General features: G+C 59.1%; 17 protein-coding genes. 8 read left to right on the top strand and 9 right to left on the bottom strand.

All coding sequences use genetic code 11. The features are described from left to right. Positions 1–74 precede the first annotated feature (74 nt). Positions 75–1,535: a phospholipid carrier-dependent glycosyltransferase gene (locus tag EQV96_RS22080; RefSeq protein WP_138738825.1), complete on the top strand. Its 1,461-nt coding sequence runs from the start codon at positions 75–77 to the stop codon at positions 1,533–1,535. 92 nt (positions 1,536–1,627) lie between these two features. Further along, complete coding sequence (locus EQV96_RS22075) at positions 1,628–2,134, top strand: hypothetical protein (RefSeq protein ID WP_095018720.1); 507 nt, start codon at positions 1,628–1,630, stop codon at positions 2,132–2,134. 47 nt (positions 2,135–2,181) lie between these two features. On the opposite strand, the gene EQV96_RS22070 is transcribed toward EQV96_RS22075, so the two are convergent. Then, the gene (locus tag EQV96_RS22070; protein WP_232527685.1) at positions 2,182–2,904 is read right to left on the bottom strand and encodes a histidine phosphatase family protein; all 723 of its coding nucleotides are present in this window, start codon (positions 2,902–2,904) and stop codon (positions 2,182–2,184) included. A gap of 368 nt (positions 2,905–3,272) precedes the next feature. Here EQV96_RS22070 and EQV96_RS22065 point away from each other — a divergent pair, with 368 nt between their 5' ends. After that, positions 3,273–5,195: a methyl-accepting chemotaxis protein gene (locus EQV96_RS22065; RefSeq protein ID WP_240882405.1), complete on the top strand. Its 1,923-nt coding sequence runs from the start codon at positions 3,273–3,275 to the stop codon at positions 5,193–5,195. Positions 5,196–5,503: 308 nt separating this feature from the next. After that, positions 5,504–5,950 (top strand): hypothetical protein, encoded by a 447-nt coding sequence (locus EQV96_RS22060; protein WP_141232290.1) that lies wholly within the window; start codon positions 5,504–5,506, stop codon positions 5,948–5,950. Between the two features lie 123 nt (positions 5,951–6,073). Here the strand turns inward: EQV96_RS22060 and EQV96_RS22055 are convergent, their stop codons facing one another. From EQV96_RS22055 to EQV96_RS22030, 6 genes are all read right to left on the bottom strand, one after another. Continuing rightward, positions 6,074–7,519, bottom strand: coding sequence for a SulP family inorganic anion transporter (locus tag EQV96_RS22055; RefSeq protein WP_095018718.1), 1,446 nt, complete (start codon positions 7,517–7,519; stop codon positions 6,074–6,076). A gap of 199 nt (positions 7,520–7,718) precedes the next feature. Beyond that, positions 7,719–9,386 carry a gamma-glutamyltransferase gene (gene ggt, locus EQV96_RS22050; RefSeq protein ID WP_095020641.1) on the bottom strand — a complete coding sequence of 556 codons (1,668 nt, stop codon included), beginning with the start codon at positions 9,384–9,386 and terminating at the stop codon, positions 7,719–7,721. 155 nt (positions 9,387–9,541) lie between these two features. Beyond that, positions 9,542–9,715: a hypothetical protein gene (locus EQV96_RS22045; protein WP_240882404.1), complete on the bottom strand. Its 174-nt coding sequence runs from the start codon at positions 9,713–9,715 to the stop codon at positions 9,542–9,544. A 60-nt stretch (positions 9,716–9,775) separates the two neighbouring features. Continuing rightward, positions 9,776–10,696 (bottom strand): LysR family transcriptional regulator, encoded by a 921-nt coding sequence (locus tag EQV96_RS22040; RefSeq protein WP_095002472.1) that lies wholly within the window; start codon positions 10,694–10,696, stop codon positions 9,776–9,778. Positions 10,697–10,812: 116 nt separating this feature from the next. Continuing rightward, positions 10,813–11,403: an NAD(P)H-dependent oxidoreductase gene (locus tag EQV96_RS22035; RefSeq protein WP_095002471.1), complete on the bottom strand. Its 591-nt coding sequence runs from the start codon at positions 11,401–11,403 to the stop codon at positions 10,813–10,815. 143 nt (positions 11,404–11,546) lie between these two features. Continuing rightward, on the bottom strand, positions 11,547–12,311 hold the full coding sequence (locus EQV96_RS22030) for a sulfite exporter TauE/SafE family protein (RefSeq protein ID WP_240882403.1): 765 nt from the start codon (positions 12,309–12,311) through the stop codon (positions 11,547–11,549). A 167-nt stretch (positions 12,312–12,478) separates the two neighbouring features. Here EQV96_RS22030 and EQV96_RS22025 point away from each other — a divergent pair, with 167 nt between their 5' ends. The 3 genes from EQV96_RS22025 (at position 12,479) to EQV96_RS22015 (ending at position 15,383) form a co-directional block, all read left to right on the top strand. Next, positions 12,479–13,360 (top strand): LysR substrate-binding domain-containing protein, encoded by an 882-nt coding sequence (locus EQV96_RS22025; RefSeq protein ID WP_095020640.1) that lies wholly within the window; start codon positions 12,479–12,481, stop codon positions 13,358–13,360. 137 nt (positions 13,361–13,497) lie between these two features. Further along, positions 13,498–14,901: an amino acid permease gene (locus EQV96_RS22020; RefSeq protein ID WP_095018713.1), complete on the top strand. Its 1,404-nt coding sequence runs from the start codon at positions 13,498–13,500 to the stop codon at positions 14,899–14,901. A 137-nt stretch (positions 14,902–15,038) separates the two neighbouring features. Further along, entirely contained in the window at positions 15,039–15,383 is a 345-nt protein-coding gene (locus EQV96_RS22015; protein ID WP_016783536.1) for a cupin domain-containing protein, read from the top strand. Positions 15,384–15,443: 60 nt separating this feature from the next. Here EQV96_RS22015 and mmsB read toward each other — a convergent pair whose 3' ends face one another. Together mmsB and EQV96_RS22005 are read right to left on the bottom strand one after the other, a co-directional pair. Then, complete coding sequence (gene mmsB / locus EQV96_RS22010) at positions 15,444–16,331, bottom strand: 3-hydroxyisobutyrate dehydrogenase (protein WP_240882402.1); 888 nt, start codon at positions 16,329–16,331, stop codon at positions 15,444–15,446. Between the two features lie 11 nt (positions 16,332–16,342). Then, a complete protein-coding gene (locus EQV96_RS22005) occupies positions 16,343–17,857 on the bottom strand; it encodes a CoA-acylating methylmalonate-semialdehyde dehydrogenase (protein WP_095002465.1) in 1,515 nt (504 codons plus the stop codon). Between the two features lie 114 nt (positions 17,858–17,971). Between EQV96_RS22005 and EQV96_RS22000 the strand changes: the two genes are divergently transcribed. Beyond that, positions 17,972–18,919: a LysR family transcriptional regulator gene (locus EQV96_RS22000; protein WP_095002464.1), complete on the top strand. Its 948-nt coding sequence runs from the start codon at positions 17,972–17,974 to the stop codon at positions 18,917–18,919. Positions 18,920–18,969: the final 50 nt, after the last annotated feature.

Raw genomic sequence — 18,969 nt, 5'->3', positions numbered from 1 at the left:
CTTTCACAAAGCTTTAAGATTTGCCCTCCTATACTCCAGTGCAGTACTCCATTCGATTGCTGCCTGGTAGCCCAATGCGTCTGACTCGTCCTGCCCTGCTGTTACTGCTTCTCGGTTGCGTGCTGTTCTTTTTTGCGCTGGGGAATCACCAATTGCAGGGCTCGACAGAGTCCCGCGTGGCAGGCATAGCCATGCAGATGCACCTGAGCGACGATTGGGTAACGCCCAATTTGCTCAATGCCCCCTTCCTGGAAAAACCACCCCTGAGCCTCTGGCTGGATGCAGGAGCCATTCGCGTATTCGGCGGCGAACTGTTCGCCGTACGCCTGGCTTCGGCCTTTGCCGGTCTATTTTGCGTGTTGTTGCTCTATGCAATGCTGCGCAAGCTGGGCCGCCCCACAGCACTGGCCTGGACAGCCGCCGCCATGCTGGCAACCATGGGCATATTTTGGGGCAACACCCGCCAGGTGGGCGAAGATGCCTTGCTCACCCTGGGCGTAACCATGGCCTTGCTGGCGTTTTTTCATGCCAACCGTCAACCCGGTTTTGCCCGGGGCAGCTGGCTGTTATTCGCGACCGGCATCGCCATTGCCACCTTGAGCAAAGGCGTACTGGGCCTGGCACTGCCGGGCGTGGTGATTTTTGTCTATCTGGTGTGTGAAAGCCTGCTGGAAAAACGCTTCAAGCCGCGCAACTGGCTACGCCCTGCCCTGCTGACCCTATTGGGGCTGATCCCGCTGACGGTCTGGCTGTGCATGCTCTATCAGCGCGGCGGCATGCAGGCCGTCAGCGAACTGCTGCTGACCAACAGCGTTGGCCGTTTTAGCGGCTCCTTTGTTGAAGCCGGACATTACGAACCCTTTTACTACTACCTGCGAAAACTGCCCGAAGCCTTCCTGCCGTGGAACCTGCTGACCTATCTGGGCCTGTGGCACTTTCGCAAACAACTGCGCAGCAACCCCTTCCTGTTGTTTTTCTGTGTATGGCTGGTCGCGCAATTTGTGCTGCTCAACCTCGCCTCCAGCAAGCGGGCGGTGTACATGATGTCGATGGCCCCTGCGGCTGCAGTGATTGCCGCCGAGTACGCCCGGGTGCTGCTGGGCTGGCTGTACCAAAAAAGCGCGCACTCGACCGTGGCCAAATTCTTCAGCGACAACCATCGCCCGCTTGCCATCGCGCTGCTGGCCGCTCTGGTGGGCGCCTACCTGCTGGCGGCCCATCGGGCACCGCTGGCCGACAAGGAACAGTCTTTCCAGCCCCTCGCCGCTGAGGTCATGAGCCTGCAGGCCAGCGGCAAGCAGGTCGCACTGCTGCGGCCCGACGAACGCCTCGGCGCCGTGGTGTTCTACAGCCAGCAGTTGCAGCACACCCTCAGTTCAACCGAAGAGTTGCAGGCATTCCTCAGCGCATCCCCCGACAATATCGCCCTGGTAGAAAACCCCGAGATACCGGGCATGGCCCTCAAGACTCTCGACAAGCTCAGCGTCGGCCGGCACCACTTCTACCTTGTCAGCCTGGCCGCTTCAGCCCCATAAACTTGATCCCGGGCAACGCAACCGCAGATACCGTGGCCGATCACGGCACATTGACTACGCTCCTTGGACAATTCCCGACCAAGGAGCCCGCCATGACCATCGGTATATCCAGCAAAACATTGAGCGACTACGACGCTCACCTGGCCTTCAATACGGCCACCGCCTTCTTGCGCAAATCCGATCTGGCCAACTATCTGATCGATCAGCTAGAGCAGCAGCATGTGAAACTCAATGTCGAGGTCAGCACCGACCCGGCATTGGCCAATCAGGAGGTGTCGAACAACGGCGCGATTCTATGGAACCTGCGCAGCAACCTGTCACCCGGTGCGAACCTGCCTGACGTGGCCGCCCTGCTCAATCGCATCCCCGAGCAACAAAAACCCTACATCACCAGCCTGTGGGCGCTGATGCACTTGCTCGCCCAGGCGTGCCAGCAATTGAACAACCAGCTCAACTTCCGCGATGCGGATGCGACCTGGCCATGGCTCGACGAAAAAGTGCTCAGCGCCAACGATATCGAAAACGTGGTGGCCCGCGAACTCAGCGACCTGCCATTGCCGGCAGAACAGAACTGGGATCGTTTGTTCAAGCACAATTGAGGGGGGATGGATTGACTCTATGGGCGCGAGCCTGCTCGCGCCCACGATTAGAACTGCGAGGCTTCAAACCCGTGACGGTTGTTCGGGGTGACCACCGGCACGATATTTTTCCAGTCTTTGGGCTCGATATAGCCCAGCATCTGCGGATCCTCGTTCGCGCCATCGGTCTTGATAAACAACGAAGCGCCATAGCCAAACGTGGTGCTGGTTGACAGGTTCATGTCCATCAACAGTTGGTCCATGCATTCGCTGTGGCTCACCAGAATCAGGTTGTGGCCCGCCACTTTGTGCTTGAGAGCATCACGCAGCATGCTGCCGCGGCAGTTGAACAGCCAGTCCTGCGCCTCTACCGGGCGGGCAAACATGGCATCGGCGGTTTGTCGGGCCCGGGTCAGCAGGCTGCTGTGAATATCAGTATGGCTGAGCCCCAACTGCCTGAAGTCTGCGCCCAGCGCCTGAACTGCTGCTTCACCGCGCACCGTCACGCCGTCCATGGGGCCCAGGCACTGGGCCGAGGAACGGTCGCAACGCTCGCCGTGTCGAACCAGCGCAATCACATCACCCTTGGCCCAGCTGTCGGTGAGCAACAACACACGATCGGCATGGCTGGGCTGCGCCAGATCAGGCGGGGCCGCAGGGGCCAGCAGCCTCAATGTCAGCGCAACGGCAAGCGCACTTGCCACGATCACCACCAGCACATTTTTGTAACGGAGCAGAGCACGACGCAACAGCGTACGGTTAATTCCGGTCTGATCAAGACTCAACGTCACGATGCTTATGCCCTCTGCGCCAGCCAGTGATATCACTGACCGACACCCTATAGCGCGAATATGACAACGGGTCGCTTCGCGGCCCGGCGGTATAAACAGACTTGCATAAAGCAGGTCTCTATTAGCTGAACGCAGGCTAAAAAAAGGGAGGTCAGAGGCAGGTGAAACGGATGTGAAAAAAAGCGTAAAAGCGCAATCCAGGCACGCTACTCAAATGGATAGGTTGTTATGTGAACTGGCGCCCAACAAAACGTTTCAGCTCTGGCGAATGCAGCCGATACCTCTCCAACACAACACTCGGCTGGGTCAAAAAAAATAATTCCCTCCAGCGAACTTAGATCATGCGTGCAGCGTTCCTGGAGAACTCTATGAATAGATGGCTGAGCAATATCAGCGTCAACCTGAAACTGTCCCTGGGCTTTGGCCTGGTACTGGCCCTTACCTGCGTAATGGCCGTCAGCAACTGGATCAGTCTGGGCCAGATGATTGATCGCAGTAACTGGATGAGCGACATCACCCGTTTAAACACCGCGTTTACCAACCTGCGGGTGACGCGTTTGCAATACATGCTGACCGATGGCGACGAAACTGCCGCACAAAGTGTACAGGCCAGCATTGACGCGTTTTCTGCGCAACAAAGTCAGCTGATTGCCACCTTCCAGAGCCCGGAAAACCTCAAGTTGCTCAAGGAGCAACAAGCCATCATCGGCCGCTACGAGCGTGCACTGGTGAGCATGCGCAAGGCTTACGTCGAGTCCGCCGCATCCCGTGCCGACATGGACCGCAGCGCCGCTCTGGCCCAGGACGCCATCACGACGTTGCTGAACCGCGCCCTGCAACTGCCCGCAGGTGACGAAAACCGTTTTGCCATGTACCAGAGCGTGTCTGAAGTACGTGAACAGTTCCTGCTCTCGCGCTATCAGGTGCGCGCTTATATTGCTGCGCCCACCCCCGCCACGGAAAAGGCCGCACGCCAGCAACTGGACGCGGCCATTGCCAGCCTTGACCGCCTGAGCTCGCACTTTGCCGCCAATGCCGGCGACACCCTGCGCACCCTGAACAAAACCATGGAGCAGTACCAGCAGGCGCTGGAGCTGTACACCAGCACCGACAACACCATCATTGCCATGCGCAAGGACATGACCGAATACGGCTCCAGCATCCTTGGCCGCAGCGATGAGCTGTACAAGATTCAACTGGAACGCCGCGACATCGAAAGCGCCACGGCCAACAGCATGCAACTGATCACCACCTTGCTGGTATTGCTGTTTGGCATCACCGCGGCCGTGATCATCACCCGCCAGATCACCGTGCCCCTGCGTGAAACCCTGGCCGTGGTCGATCGCATCGCCAGTGGCGACCTGACCCAGAACCTGCGCGTCACCCGTCGCGACGAGCTGGGCGTGTTGCAACAAGGTATTGCACGCATGGGTACGACCCTGCGCGAGTTGATCAGCGGTATCCGTGATGGCGTCAGCCAGATTGCCAGTGCCGCCGAAGAGCTGTCCGCGGTGACCGAGCAAACCAGCGCCGGGGTCAACAGCCAGAAGATCGAGACCGATCAGGTGGCCACCGCCATGCATGAAATGACCGCCACCGTGCAGGAAGTGGCGCGCAATGCCGAGCAAGCCTCGCAAGCCGCCGCGGCCGCAGACAATGAAGCCCGCGAAGGCGATACCGTGGTCAACCAGGCCATTGACCAGATCGAGCGCCTGGCGGTGGAAGTGGGTCGTTCAACCGAAGCCATGGCCGTATTGCAACAGGAAAGCGACAAGATCGGCAGCGTGATGGACGTGATCAAGGCCGTGGCCGAGCAGACCAACCTGCTGGCCCTCAACGCCGCAATCGAAGCAGCCCGTGCCGGTGACGCCGGGCGCGGTTTTGCCGTAGTGGCCGATGAAGTGCGTGGCCTGGCCCAGCGTACGCAAAAATCCACCGAAGAGATTCAAACCCTGGTCGCGGCCCTGCAAAGCGGCACCCAGCACGTGGCCACCGTGATGCAAAACAGCCGCACCCTGACCGACAGCAGCGTGACCCTGACCCGCCACGCAGGCACCTCGCTGCAGGGCATCACGCGCACGGTGTCGAATATTCAGTCGATGAACCAACAGATTGCCGCTGCTGCCGAACAGCAATCTGCGGTCGCCGAAGAGATCAGCCGCAGCATCGTCAACGTGCGCGACGTGTCCGAGCAAACCGCAGCGGCGAGTGATGAAACGGCCAAGTCCAGTGTTGAACTGGCGCGGCTGGGTAACCAGCTGCAAGAAATGGTGAGCCATTTCAAAGTGTAATAACTCAGGGTTCAACTTCTGTTGCAGAAGTTGAACCCTCTTCAACTCTTTAAGATTAAATCCGGATAAATGACGATTTAAACTTGGCGCCCCAACATAGCCGGAACTGACGTTTGCACCCTCGCAGCGTTATAACTATAAGTCCACAACATCAAGGCTTAATGGCATCACCTATACCGAAGCCACTAACTACTCCTTACTACAACTTATAACGACTTCCCCCACATCTAAATGTAATCCCGCCCATCGCCGCCCCTGATTACAGCACTTAAGATCTCTGGACCTCATTAAAAACAGGCCCCTGGACTATGCTAATCAAAAATAAACGTGCGCTCCTGACAGGTCTTGCTATCGCCAGTGTACTGACCGCTTCTCCACTGCTGGCTGAATCTCGCAAAGACTACACCCTGAGTTGCTCGGCGAATGGCTTTACAGGTACCGCTTATGTAACGGCCGTCAGAAACGGAGACTTGCTCTTCGCTACCACCACCGGGTATACAATCAAAGCACCTAGAGAGTCACAATCGCGTACCAGTGCCAATTTAAATCTTCGGGTGTGGGGCGCCACAAAGAATGCCTGGTCTCCTTGGAGCTACTCGAATGACAACCTTCAGCAGGATGGAGTGCGTCGCCCTGTATTCGTGAAAGCCAGCGTTAACGAATCACGTCTAGGAGCAGTAGAAGTCAACTTTATATTTGATAAAACCGGCACCGATCCCCGCTGCACAGCGAAAGAGATGATTCGCAAGTTTTAATCGGTCATAAACAATAAAAGTCGCATGTTCAACATGCGACTTTTTAAAAACCCCGACAGCACCGCATCACTGTAAAAATCGCAGCCTTCGGCAACCCCCGCGTTAACGGGGGCGATAGCCGATTCAGTCGTGCCCCACCCGTGCACGCTTAAGCAGCTTCTTGCTGCGCTCGGACAGGTGCAGCACCCGCAGATGCTTGCCCGCTTTGCGATAACGCTCGCGCAGGGTGTCCAGTGCCGCAATGGCCGAGTAATCGACCAGGTTCAAATGGCGACAATCGAGCGTCACCTGCGCCGGGTCATTACCCGGATCGAACTGTTTGAGAAACGTCGTAGTCGAGGCAAAAAACAGCGTGCCGTGCACACGGTAAAGCTTGCTGCCATCGCTCTGCAGATCCGCGTCGGCATACATCTGGCGCCCCTGCTGCCAGGCAAAATTGAGCGCAGCAATAACCACCCCGCACATCACCGCTACCGCCAGATCGGTAAACACGGTAATCACGGTCACCGCGACAATCACCAGCACATCGTTGAGCGGCACTTTGTTCAGTACTCGCAAAGAGGCCCAGGCAAAGGTCTGCTGCGACACCACAAACATCACCCCCACCAGCGCCGCCAGCGGAATGCGTTCAATAAATGGCGACAGGAACAACACAAACAGCAAAATCATCACACCGGCGGTCACGCCGGACAATCGCCCGCGCCCGCCGGAGCTGAGGTTAACCACGGTCTGGCCGATCATCGCGCACCCGCCCATGCCGCCGAATGCCCCCGACACCATATTCGCCGCCCCCAGCGCCACGCACTCGCGGTCCGGGTAGCCACGGCTTTCGGTGATTTCGTCGGTGAGATTGAGGGTCAGCAGGGTTTCCAGCAAACCCACCACTGCCATCACGATCGCATAGGGCGCAATGATGCCCAGGGTCTCAAGGGTCCAGGGAATCTGCGGCAGGCTGAAGCTGGGCAAACCACCGGCGATATGCGCCATGTCACCCAGGGTGCGGGTTGGCAAACCCAGCAAGTACACCGCCAGCCCTACGCCCAAAATGGCCACCAGCGCAGGTGGCGCGGCGCGGGTCAGACGAGGCAACAGATAGACGACGGCCATGGTCACGGCCACCAGCCCGATCATCATGTACAACGCCATACCGCTGAGCCAGGTGTCGCCATCCTTGAAGTGATCCAGTTGCGCCATGGCAATCACGATTGCCAGGCCGTTGACGAAGCCCAGCATCACCGGGTGCGGCACCATGCGTACCAGCTTGCCGAGTTTGAACAAGCCGAACGCCAGCATGATCAACCCGCTCAGCAGCACCGTAGCCAACAGATACTGCACACCGTGTTGCACCACCAGGGCAACGATCACCACCGCCATCGACCCGGCAGCACCGGACACCATGCCCGGCCGGCCGCCAAACAGCGCGGTTAGGGTGCAAATGATGAACGCGCCATAGAGCCCCATCAAAGGGTTGAGATGGGCGACCAACGCGAACGCAATGCACTCGGGCAACAGGGCGAAAGACGTCGTGAGCCCGGCCAGGACATCAGCGCGCAGACGTGAGAGTTTCATGGTTTACCTAAAATTCGGGACGGGAAAAACGGAGGGAGTTACAGGCAACAGATGGTAGCAAATTGCAGGGGCTAAAAAGCAATTGTGGGAGCGGGCTTGCTCGCGATGGCAACAACTCGGTGAACCAGAATGGCCGAGGTGTCTGCATCGCGAGCAAGCCCGCTCCCACAAGAGTGATGCGTCTATGTGCGTTGCGGGCTTACTTCACCACCATCCCCACACCACGGCCACGCGGGTCGGAGGCGGTTTCAAGCTCAGTGCCTTTAACCCGGATGGCCTGAATATCCCCCATGTTCCAGCCCTGATCCTCCAGGGTGTAGCCCATCGCTTTCAGCTCCTGAGCCACCTTGCCGGTAAGTGGCGCATAGGCGTCGAAGTAGATCGTGTCTTTAGGCAGCAACTGGTGATGCACACGCTGTGCAGCTACGGCTTTTTCCAGCGGCAGGTCGTAGTCGTAGATATTGTTCAGCACCTGGAAAATCGAGGTAAAAATCCGTGAGCCACCCGGCGTGCCCAGCACCAGCGTAACCTGGCCATCGCGGGTTACCAGACTTGGACTCATGGAAGACAACATGCGCTTGCCCGGCTCGATAGCGTTGGCATTGCCGCCCACCACACCAAAAGCATTGGCCACCCCGGGCTTGGAGCTGAAGTCATCCATTTCATCGTTCAGCAAAAAGCCCGCGCCTTTAACTACAACGCCGCTGCCGTAATCCCAATTCAGGGTATAGGTGTTGCTGACCGCGTTACCCTGTTTGTCGACAATGGAAAAGTGCGTGGTCTGATGGGGTTCCAGGCCCGGTTTGACATTGGCGGTCGGTGAAATCGCTTTCGGGTTAACCTCTTTCGCACGCTTGGCGATATAGGCCGGATCGGTCAGCTCGGCCACAGGCATCTTCCCGAAAGCCGGGTCGCCGAGGTAGTCGGCACGGTCGGCGAACACACGTTTTTCGATTTCGGCCAGCAGGTGGATATAGGGCGCAGAGTTCAGCTCCACACCTTTGAAGTCCGCTGCGCGGTCCTCCTTGATACCGATCAACTGCGCCAGGGCAATACCGCCCGAGCTTGGCAGCGGCGCGGTGTACAGGGTGTTGCCACGAAAATCCACGCGCATCGGCTCACGCCAGCTGACCTTGTAGTCGTTGAGGTCTTGCTTGGTGATCAAGCCCTTGTCCTGCTGCATTTGCGCGACCAGCAGGTCGGCGGTCTTGCCGCGGTAGAACTCCTTGGCGCCCTGGTCGGCAATGCGCTCCAGGGTCACGGCCAGCTCTGGCTGTTTGAACGTTTGCCCGGGCTTCATGCTGCCAAAGTAGTCCGCGAAATTGGTAGTGCCCTTGAATAGCGCCAGTGCATCTTCGCGGTACTGAAATTGCTGATCGGCCACTTTAAAGCCGTTTTTCGCATACCCCACGGCCGGGGTCAGCAATTCGGCCCACGGCAATTTGCCAAAGCGTTGATGCGCTTCCCACAGCCCCATCACCGTGCCCGGCACGCCGGCAGCGCGGGAACCGACCAGGCTCAAGTTCTCGATGATGTCGCCTTTGTCGTCCAGGTACATATCGCGGCTGGCGGCTTTGGGGGCGGTTTCGCGATAGTCGAGGAAATAGGGTTTGCCATCGATGTACATCGTCATAAACCCGCCACCGCCGATATTGCCGGCTTCGGGGTAGGTCACGGCCAGGGTAAAGGCGGTGGCAACTGCGGCGTCGACGGCGTTGCCGCCTTTTTTGAGAATTTGTGCGGCCACTTCGGCGCCGTATTGATCGGGTGCGGCGACTGCGCCGCCGTCCAGGGTGACGGCATACGCCGAAGAGCTGGCCGCGATGGCAGCCGTCAGGGCCAGGGTTTTGAACCACACAATGCGCATTCGATACATCCTTTTATTGTTATCAACTGTGGCCGAACCTTGTCTGAATTCGGCGATATTTTCAAACAACAAACGTAAAAGTGCGCAATGACACACACCCTTGAGGGCAGCGCGGTTCTGCACCAAAACAGAACTGGTACCAGCTGCCGAAGGCGTTATGTGCGCGTTTCGGTGATCAGTGCATCCACCAGACCACGGGCCAGCTCGACGCCGTGAATGACGCACCACAACTGCTCGGCCTCAAAACCGCCGAGGTGGGAACGGATGTCGTCGGCGGTCAGTTCTGCGCCCTTGAGCAACAGCGAGGCATGTTTGAGCGCCTCCTGCATCGGCACGCCGGGATAGAAAGCGACGCAGCAGGTGCAGACGTTGCTTTATATGTAGGAACCTCACTCAAGCCCTGTGGGCTTGTCGCAGATCGCGTAGCTGGCGAGCTTGGCCTGGATAAAGTCCAGAAAGCACTGAATGCGCAGCGCCAGCTGCGAGTTGCGGTAATACACAGCATGGATCGGCTGGCGATAGCCGCTGTTGAACTCGCCCAGCACCACCTGCAGGCGCCCGGCGCTGATATCTTCGTGGGTCATAAAGTGCGACAGGCAGGCGATGCCCTGACCTTGCAACGCCAGATGACGTACGGTTTCACCGCTTGAGGCACTGATGGCAGGCTGAATGGGCCAGCGGTCGCCCTGCGCATAACGCAGCGGCCACTGGTTGAGGCCATCGTTCTGGGTAAAACCTATCAGGGTATGGTGGGCCAAATCCGCAACATTTGTGGGCATGCCGTGGGCGGCAATGTAGTCCGGGCTGGCGAGGATATTCAGCGGGCTGCACCCCAGGGAGCGGGCATGCAGGGTGGAGTCGGCCAGGGTGCCGATACGAATGGCAATATCGGTGCTTTGTTCCAGCAGGTCGATAATCAGATCGTTGCTGTTGAGTTCCAGCTGGATCTCGGGGTACAGGGCACGGAATTCAGGGATATACGGCACGATGGCATGTAGCACAAACGGCGCGGCGGCATTGATGCGCAAGCGCCCGGAGGGGGTACGCTGGTGCGAGATCAGGCGCTCTTCCAGCTCGTCCATTTGCTCAAGGATCAATTTGGCCCGTTCGAAAAAGAACTTGCCCTCCTCGGTCAGGTCCATGCGCCGCGTGGTGCGGTTGATCAGCGTGGTTTCAAGCTTGGCCTCCAGCCGTGACAGCGTACGGCTCACGGCCGAAGGCGTTTGCCCGGCCTGCTCGGCGGCGGCAGAAATCGAGCCGCACTCGATCACCGAAACAAAGATTTGCAGCTCATCGGATCTGGCTTTCACGCGGTCGACCTTATCTACGTGTGGGAGCGGGCTTGCTCGCGATGGTATCACCGCGGTTCGTCATAACAACCGAGTTGCCTGCATCGCGAGCAAGCCCGCTCCCACCCCGGCATCGCTTACGCCTTCAGGCCAAACACCTCGGCCAGGTGCTGCTCGTAACGGGCCGCATCAACGTCTGGCTGCGGACGCTTCATCACGTCAACACACAGGAAAGTCGGCAGGCCGGTCATGCCCAAAAACTCATTAGCCTTGTGGAACGGGAAGTACACCGCGTCCACGCCCTTGCCTTCAAAGAAGTCGGCCGGGTCATCGAACGCCTGCTGCGGTGCGTTCCAGGTCAGCGACAGCATGTACTGCTTGCCCTGAATCAGGCCGCCGCTGCCGTAGCGCTGCGAAGCGTCGGAACGGGTGCGGCCGTCACTGGCGTAAAGTTTGCCGTGCCCCTCGGTGAACACTTCATCCATGTACTTTTTAACGATCCACGGCGCGCCCATCCACCAGCCGGGCATTTGGTAGATGATTACGTCAGCCCAAAGAAATTTTTCCACCTCTTCGGCGATATCGTAGCCTTCGTCGATATGGGTCACTTTGACTTCAAAGCCCTGACGATCAAAAAACGCCAGCGCAGTGTCGTGCATGGTCAGGTTGTAGCGACCATCGGAGTGGGCGAATTTTTTCGCACCGTTAAGCAAGAGTATTTTTTTCATCATCAGCCTCCAGGGGGTTAAACCCTCAGCGCTGTTGAGCGACAGGGGGGTTCAAAAACATGTCGGCAGAATATCGTTGCCCTCGCATGAGAAAAACCCGTGATGGGTCAAATCACCTTTGCCGCTAAAGCACGAATCCATTGTTAATTATTGATTAGCAAGTGAGTACCCAGCAGCGCCATGCCGATAAAAAACACCCGCTTAAACAGCAAGGCGCTGATGCGCTGGCGCAACCATTGCCCCAGCCACATGCCGAGCATGGCGGGCAACAGCGCCAGCAATGAGGCATTGAGCTCAGCGCCAGCCAGGTTGCCGCGCCAGTACAGCCCGGCGGCAAGGGCCAATGTGGAGACGCTGAAGGACAAACCCAAGGCCTGCACCAACTGGTTTTTGCTCAGGCCCAGGGCTTGCAGATAGGGCACGGCAGGGATCACAAACACCCCGGTAGCCGAGGTGATGCCCCCGGTGATCAGCCCGCACACCGGGCCCAGCCAGGGCTCCCGTTGCGGGGCTACGCGCAGGGTGGGCAGGAACAACCCGCTGAGGGCATAAAGCAACAGGGCCGCGCCCAGCGCTCGTACCACCCAGCTACCGCCATCGATACTGAGCCACAGCATGCCTGACGCGGTGCCGATAAAAATCCCCAGCTGCATGGGCCACAGACGTTTGAGCAACCCCCGCAGCTGGCCGCCGGCGGTCAGTTGCCAGGCGTTGGTCACGATGGACGGGATAATCAGCAGAGCCGCAGCCTGCGCCGGAGCAATAGCCAGCCCGAGCATACCCATGGCGACAGTCGGCAGGCCCAGGCCGATGACGCCCTTGACCGTACCGGCCAGCAAAAAGGTCACTATCACCAGCAGTGACAAGGCCCATCCCAGGTGTTGGTAAAACTCGACAAGTGTTTTCATGGGCCTATGCTGGGGCATGGGCCAGCGCCTGAAAATGCGCCATGCACAGAGTCAGCCTCTTGCCTGACAATAGACAGAACCCCTCGCCCGTAGCAACTGCCGAAGGCTGCTACAACAGCGGTTTGCGGCGCTATTTAGAATCTTTACAGGATCTTCAAGGACCTTTCATGCACTTCGACCTGGTTGACCTGCGTCTGTATTTGAATGTGCTGCAGGCAGGCAATATCACCGCCGGCGCCAGCCTCAGCCATCTATCGCTGCCTGCCGCCAGTGCGCGGATCCGGGCGATGGAAGCGTCCCTGGGCGTGGCGTTTTTGCAGCGCAGCCGTCGTGGCATCAGCCCTACCCCTGCCGGGCAAGCGCTGGCCCAACATGCCCGGTTACTGTTGCAGCAGGTGGAGCGCATGAACCACGACCTGAGCGAATACGCCCAGGGCTTCAAAGGCCGTATCCGCCTGCTGTGCAACACCGCCGCCCTCACCGAATACCTGCCCGAGCTGCTCGCCGACTTTGTACGCCAGCACCCTGCCATAAGCGTCGACCAGCAAGAACTCACCAGCCTGCGCATCACCCATGCCCTGCGCCTGGACGCGGCCGATATCGGTGTGATCTCCAACGCGGTAGACACCCGTGACCTGCAAACCCGACCCTTTCGCGATGACCCGCTGGTACTGGTCATGCCCCTCGACCATCCGCTGGCCCACAGGCCCGGCCTCTCGTTCAGCGACACCCTGAGCCATGACTATGTCGGGTTGTCGGCCAGCAGCGCGCTGGCGGTGTACCTGGAAGAACAGGCACTGCATATGGGGTGTCGCATGCAGGTGCGTATCCGTGCCGAAGGCTTTGACGGGGTATTGCGCATGGTCGCTCGCGGCGCCGGGCTGGGGATTGTGCCCAGGGCCACCATCGAGCGCTGGCAGGCCCCGCGCACCTTTGAAGTGGTGAATTTGAGCGAGCCCTGGGCTGATCGTAAATTGCTGCTGTGCGCCCGCTCGTTTGCGCAATTGCCCACCTATGCCATGGCATTGCTGGAAGCTTTGAGCTTGTAAGAATAGTCGCCGTTTACTGCCAGCCTGTATGCCTTGGTTTTTACCCAGAGTAATATCCGGGGCTTGCGACACCCGGGGCGCCTTTGCCCACGGGTACTTTTATCCAGTTTTGAGAATAACAACTCACAGGGCACCCGATGGCTGACGCTAATTCCCCCCCGGTCACACTCAAACGCGGTTTGAAAAACCGCCATATCCAGCTGATTGCCCTGGGCGGCGCTATCGGTACGGGCCTGTTTCTGGGGTCGGCGGGCGTACTCAAGTCGGCCGGGCCGTCGATGATCCTGGGCTATGCGATCGCCGGCTTTATCGCGTTCCTGATCATGCGCCAACTCGGTGAAATGATCGTCGAAGAACCAGTGGCCGGTTCCTTCAGCCACTTTGCCCACAAGTACTGGGGCGGTTATGCGGGGTTTCTGTCGGGCTGGAACTATTGGGTACTGTATGTGCTGGTGGGCATGGCCGAGCTGACGGCCGTGGGCAAGTACATCCAGTTCTGGTGGCCCGAGGTGCCAACCTGGGTCAGCGCCGTGGTGTTCTTTGTACTGGTCAACCTGATCAATACCCTGAACGTGAAAGTGTTCGGCGAAATGGAATTCTGGTTTGCCATTATCAAGGTGGTGGCGATTGTCGGCATGATCGTCCTGGGTTGCTACCTGCTGTTCAGCGGCACCGGCGGCCCTCAGGCGTCGATCAGCAACCTGTGGAGCCACGGCGGGTTCTTCCCCAATGGCGGCATGGGGCTACTGATGGCCATGGCCTTTATCATGTTTTCCTTCGGTGGCCTGGAGCTGGTGGGTATCACCGCGGCGGAAGCCAGCGAGCCGAAAAAGGTGATCCCCAAGGCCATCAACCAGGTGGTGTACCGGATCCTTATTTTCTACGTGGGCGCCCTGACCGTGCTGCTGGCACTGTACCCGTGGGACCAGTTACTGGTAACCCTGGGCGCCGGCGGCGATGCCTACGGCAGCAGCCCGTTTGTGCAGATCTTTGCCTTGATCGGCAGTGATACCGCCGCGCAAATCCTCAACTTTGTGGTACTGACTGCCGCGCTGTCGGTCTATAACAGCGGCGTGTACTGCAACAGCCGCATGCTGTTTGGCCTGGCCGAGCAGGGTGATGCCCCCAAAGCCCTGATGAAACTGACCAAAAATGGCGTGCCGTTGCGTGCACTGGGCGTGTCGGCACTGGTGACGCTGTTGTGCGTGGTGGTCAACTATGTGGCCCCGCACAAGGCACTGGAGCTGCTGTTTGCCCTGGTGGTTGCCTCGCTGATGATCAACTGGGCACTGATCAGCCTCACCCATATCAAGTTCCGCAAGGCCATGGCCGTTCAGGGCGTGACGCCTTCGTTCAAGGCATTCTGGTTCCCGTTCAGCAATATCCTGTGCCTGGTGTTTATGGCGGTGATCGTCTCGGTTATCTGGATGATCCCCGACGTTCGTGCGTCGGTGTATGCGATTCCGGTGTGGCTGCTGATCATCTACGGCTTCTATGTACTGCGCCTGCGCACCGGTAAGGCTCTGGCCAACTCGCACTAAGCATTTGGCTGTTACAAAAAAGCCCCGGCACTGAAAACAGTGCCGGGGCTTTTGCGCATCTGGGGGTCGGAACCAGGCATCTGTCAGAGTATCGCTGCGGTTAGGGTGAGGTTCGATAACCCATCACCGGAGGTCTTATGTCTGCGCCAATCACCGTGCTTCGCGACACCCACCCCCTGCCCGTGCTCGATGCCTGCAAATGGGAAAAACTCGAGGGCGACCCCCATACCGTCAACCTCAACGCCTACACCAGCGAAGACGGCAGCAAGATCATGGGCACGTGGATTTGCACGCCCGGCAAGTGGTATGTGGAATATGTGAAGTGGGAATACTGCGATTTCCGTGAGGGCTATTGCATCATCACCCCAGAGGGCAAAGAACCGATCCATCTGCGGGCCGGGGATATCTTTGTGGTCGAGCCGGGCATGAAAGGCACATGGGAAGTGGTTGAAACCGTGCGCAAGTATTTCGTTTTTGCCTGAGTGAAACCACGCAAAAAACCCGGGAGCCCGCCCGACGCGGGCTCCCGGTAAAGCGACCAGTTACTGAGGTTTGCGATAGCTGTTGATGATGGCCGAGAAATCCTTGCCGCCTTCGCCGCGCAGGCTCATGGCCTGATACAGCTGTTGCGCCACGGCACCCATCACCACAGGCTGGTGGGCCTGACGTGCCGCCTCGGTGGCCAGCCCCAGATCCTTGAGCATCAGCTCGGCACCAAATCCACCGGTATAGCCGCGTGACGCAGGGGCGGTTTCAACGATGCCCGGCCACGGGTTGTACACCTCCGAGCTCCAGCAGCGCCCGGTGGAGCTGTTGATCACCCCGGCCAGTACTTCGCTGTCGATACCCAGTACAGCCCCCAGGGCCATGGCCTCGCTGACGCCGACCATGGAGATCCCGAGCAGCAGGTTGTTGCAGATTTTAGCCACTTGGCCGGTGCCCACATCCCCGCAATGGACGATGTTGCGGCCCATTTGTTCGAGTACAGGGTGCAGGGTGTCGAACAGCGCCTGGGGAGCGCCGACCATAAAGGTCAGGGTGCCCGCCTGCGCGCCACCGGTGCCGCCGGACACCGGCGCATCGGCCATCTGCACGCCCTGTTTGGCGGCTGCAGCGGCGACATCGCGGGCGGTCTGCGGGTCGATGGTGCTGCAATCCACGGCGGGTACACCTGCGCCGATGCCAGCCAGCACGCCGTCCTCACCCAGCCACACGCTGCGCACATGGGCAGCAGCCGGGAGCATGGTGATCACCAGTTCGGTGCCTTGGGCGGCCTCCCGAGGCGAGGTGCTGATATGGCCACCCAGGGCGGCCAGCTCGGCGAGAATGCTTTGGTTCAGATCAAACAGGTTCAGCAAATGCCCGGCCTTGAGCAGGTTGCGCGCCATTGGTGCGCCCATGTTGCCCAGGCCGATAAATGCGATATTCATGCTGTGTGCCCTCAACGAAGATTGATGGTTGTGTTGACGCCATCATTCACGCTGTCATCGTCGAACCAGCGACTGGTGACGGTCTTGGTTTGAGTATAGAACTGCACCACTTGCTTGCCGTACGGGCCAAGATCACCGAGTTTCGAGCCACGGGAACCCGTGAAGCTGAAGAACGGCACCGGCACCGGGATCGGAATATTGATACCGACCTGGCCCACATCGATTTCAGTCTGGAACTTGCGCGCTGCAGCGCCGCTTTGGGTAAACAGGCCGGTGCCGTTGCCAAACGGGTTGGCGTTGACCAGTGCAATGGCCTGGTCGAGGGTATCGACCTCAATCACCACCAGCACCGGGCCGAAAATTTCCTGGGTATAGATTTGCATATCGGTGGTGACCCCGGAAAACAGGGTCGGACCGATAAAGTTGCCTTGTTCGAAACCCGGGACCTTGATGTTGCGGCCATCCAGTTCCAGCACTGCGCCTTCTTTGATGCCGCTTTCGATCAACCCCAGTACCCGCTCTTTAGCACGCCTGGAGATCACCGGACCTACATCCGTACCCGCCTCGCTGCCGGCGTTGACCTTGAGTTTTTGCGCCAGCGCCTTGAGATCCGGCAGCCATTTTTTCGCCGCCCCCACCAGTACCACCACCGAGGTAGCCATACAGCGTTGGCCGGCTGCGCCAAAGCCGGCACCGACCAGCGCGTTGAGGGTTTGCTCGCGGTTGGCATCGGCCAACACCACGGCGTGGTTTTTCGCGCCCATCATCGATTGCACGCGCTTGCCGTGACGGCCCGCCAGGTCATAAACGTGGGTACCGACGGCGGTTGAGCCAACGAACGAAACCGCTTTGATATCGGTGTGGGTGCACAGCGCATCCACCACATCCTTGCCGCCATGCACGACGTTGAGCACACCCGGCGGGACCCCGGCTTCCAGCGCCAGCTCGACCAGCATCAAGGTCGAGAGCGGGTCTTGCTCGGACGGTTTGAGAACGAAGGTGTTACCGCAGGCGATGGCCATCGGGAACATCCATAGCGGAATCATGGCCGGGAAATTGAACGGTGTGATCCCGGCGCAGACCCCGATAGGTTGGCGCAAGGTGTAGGTATCCACCCCGCCCGCAACGTTTTCAGCGAATTCACCCATCTGCAAGGTGCCGATGGAGCAAGCATGCTCGACCACTTCCAGGCCGCGGAAAATATCGCCCTCGGCGTCGGCAATGGTTTTACCCTGTTCGGCACTGAGCACAGTGGCGATGCGCTTGGAGTGCTCGCGAATCAGCGCCTGCAGCTTGAGCATGATGCGCATGCGCGCGCCAATGGGCGTCAGCTTCCAGGTCTGGAAAGCGCGCTGGGCAGCAGCGATGGCGGCGTTGACTTCAGCGGCAGTGGCAAACGGTACTTTGGCCAGCACTTGCTGAGTGGCGGGGTTGATGATGTCGTGCCACTCGGTGGTCTGCGACTCGACCCATTCGCCATCGATCAGCAGGCGGGCGTTTTGGTACGGGGTGGTAGAAACGTTCATGGAAGTCTCCGGCATTATTATTTTAAGTAGGGCTGTCCAGATTGGTCGCAGGACTGTTTTTGGAGTATAGGTGTGCGTTCTTCTAATAAGAACGCACATAAAAGCCGATCAAACATGCAAAAAAACATCACATCGTTAAGCGCATTGAACTGGGACGACCTGAAGTTTTTTCTCGAGGTGGCCCGTACCCGTAAAGCCAGCACTGCGGCCAAACGGCTGGCGGTGGACTACACCACCGTATCGCGACGCATCAGTTCGCTGGAGGCTGCCCTCGGCACACTGCTGTTTGAAAAATCACGCACCAACGGCTTCACCCTGACCAACGAGGGCCAGCGCTTGCTGGGCTATGCCGAGGCCATCGAAAGTACCCTGCATATGGCCTGCGAGCAGGTGTCGGGCTCGGGGGTGGCGTTGTCCGGGCATGTGCGCATGGGTTGCACGGAGGGGTTCGGGAGCTTTTTTATCACCCCTCAGCTCAGCCATTTTGTCGACGCCTACCCGGCCATTTCAGTGGATATCCTGCCCCTGCCGCACTTCATCAGCCTGTCCAAGCGCGAGGCGGATATCGTGATCGCCCTGGAGCGTCCGGAACACGGGCCCTATGTGTGCTGCAAGCTATGCGACTACCGCTTGCAGCTGTATGCCACCCAGGAGTATCTGGACCAGCACCCGCCTATCAACCGGGCGGCGGATTTGGCCGAGCACACTTTTATTAGCTATGTGGACGATCTGGCGTTCAGTTCGGAGCTGCTGTACCTGGCCAACGTGCTGCCTGGCGCCAGCGCCAACCTGCGCAGCACCAGCGTGATTGCGCAATTCGTGGCAGCGCAGCAGGGCCGCTCGCTGGCGATTTTGCCGTGCTTTCTGGCCGCCCAGGACCCGCGTTTGCTGCCGGTATTGCCGGGCGAGGTCACCCTGACGCGGCAGTTCTGGATGTACTGCCGCGAAGATCTGAGGAAGTTGAAACGCATCACCCTGCTATGGGATTACATCCGCGAAGTGACGGAACTGAATGCGCCGCTGTTGCTGGGCGAGACCCGGGGCATGAGGTTTGTGGACTGACCACACCGCCCCGTAGCAGCTGCCGAACGCAGCCTCGTTCCTTCGGCAGC

Origin of the sequence: Pseudomonas sp. TMW22080 (assembly GCF_022496745.1) — a bacterium.
GTDB classification, from domain to species: domain Bacteria; phylum Pseudomonadota; class Gammaproteobacteria; order Pseudomonadales; family Pseudomonadaceae; genus Aquipseudomonas; species Aquipseudomonas bubulae.
The sequence above is the reverse complement of the archived record's forward strand: the minus strand, read 5'-3'. Positions and strand labels throughout refer to the sequence as shown.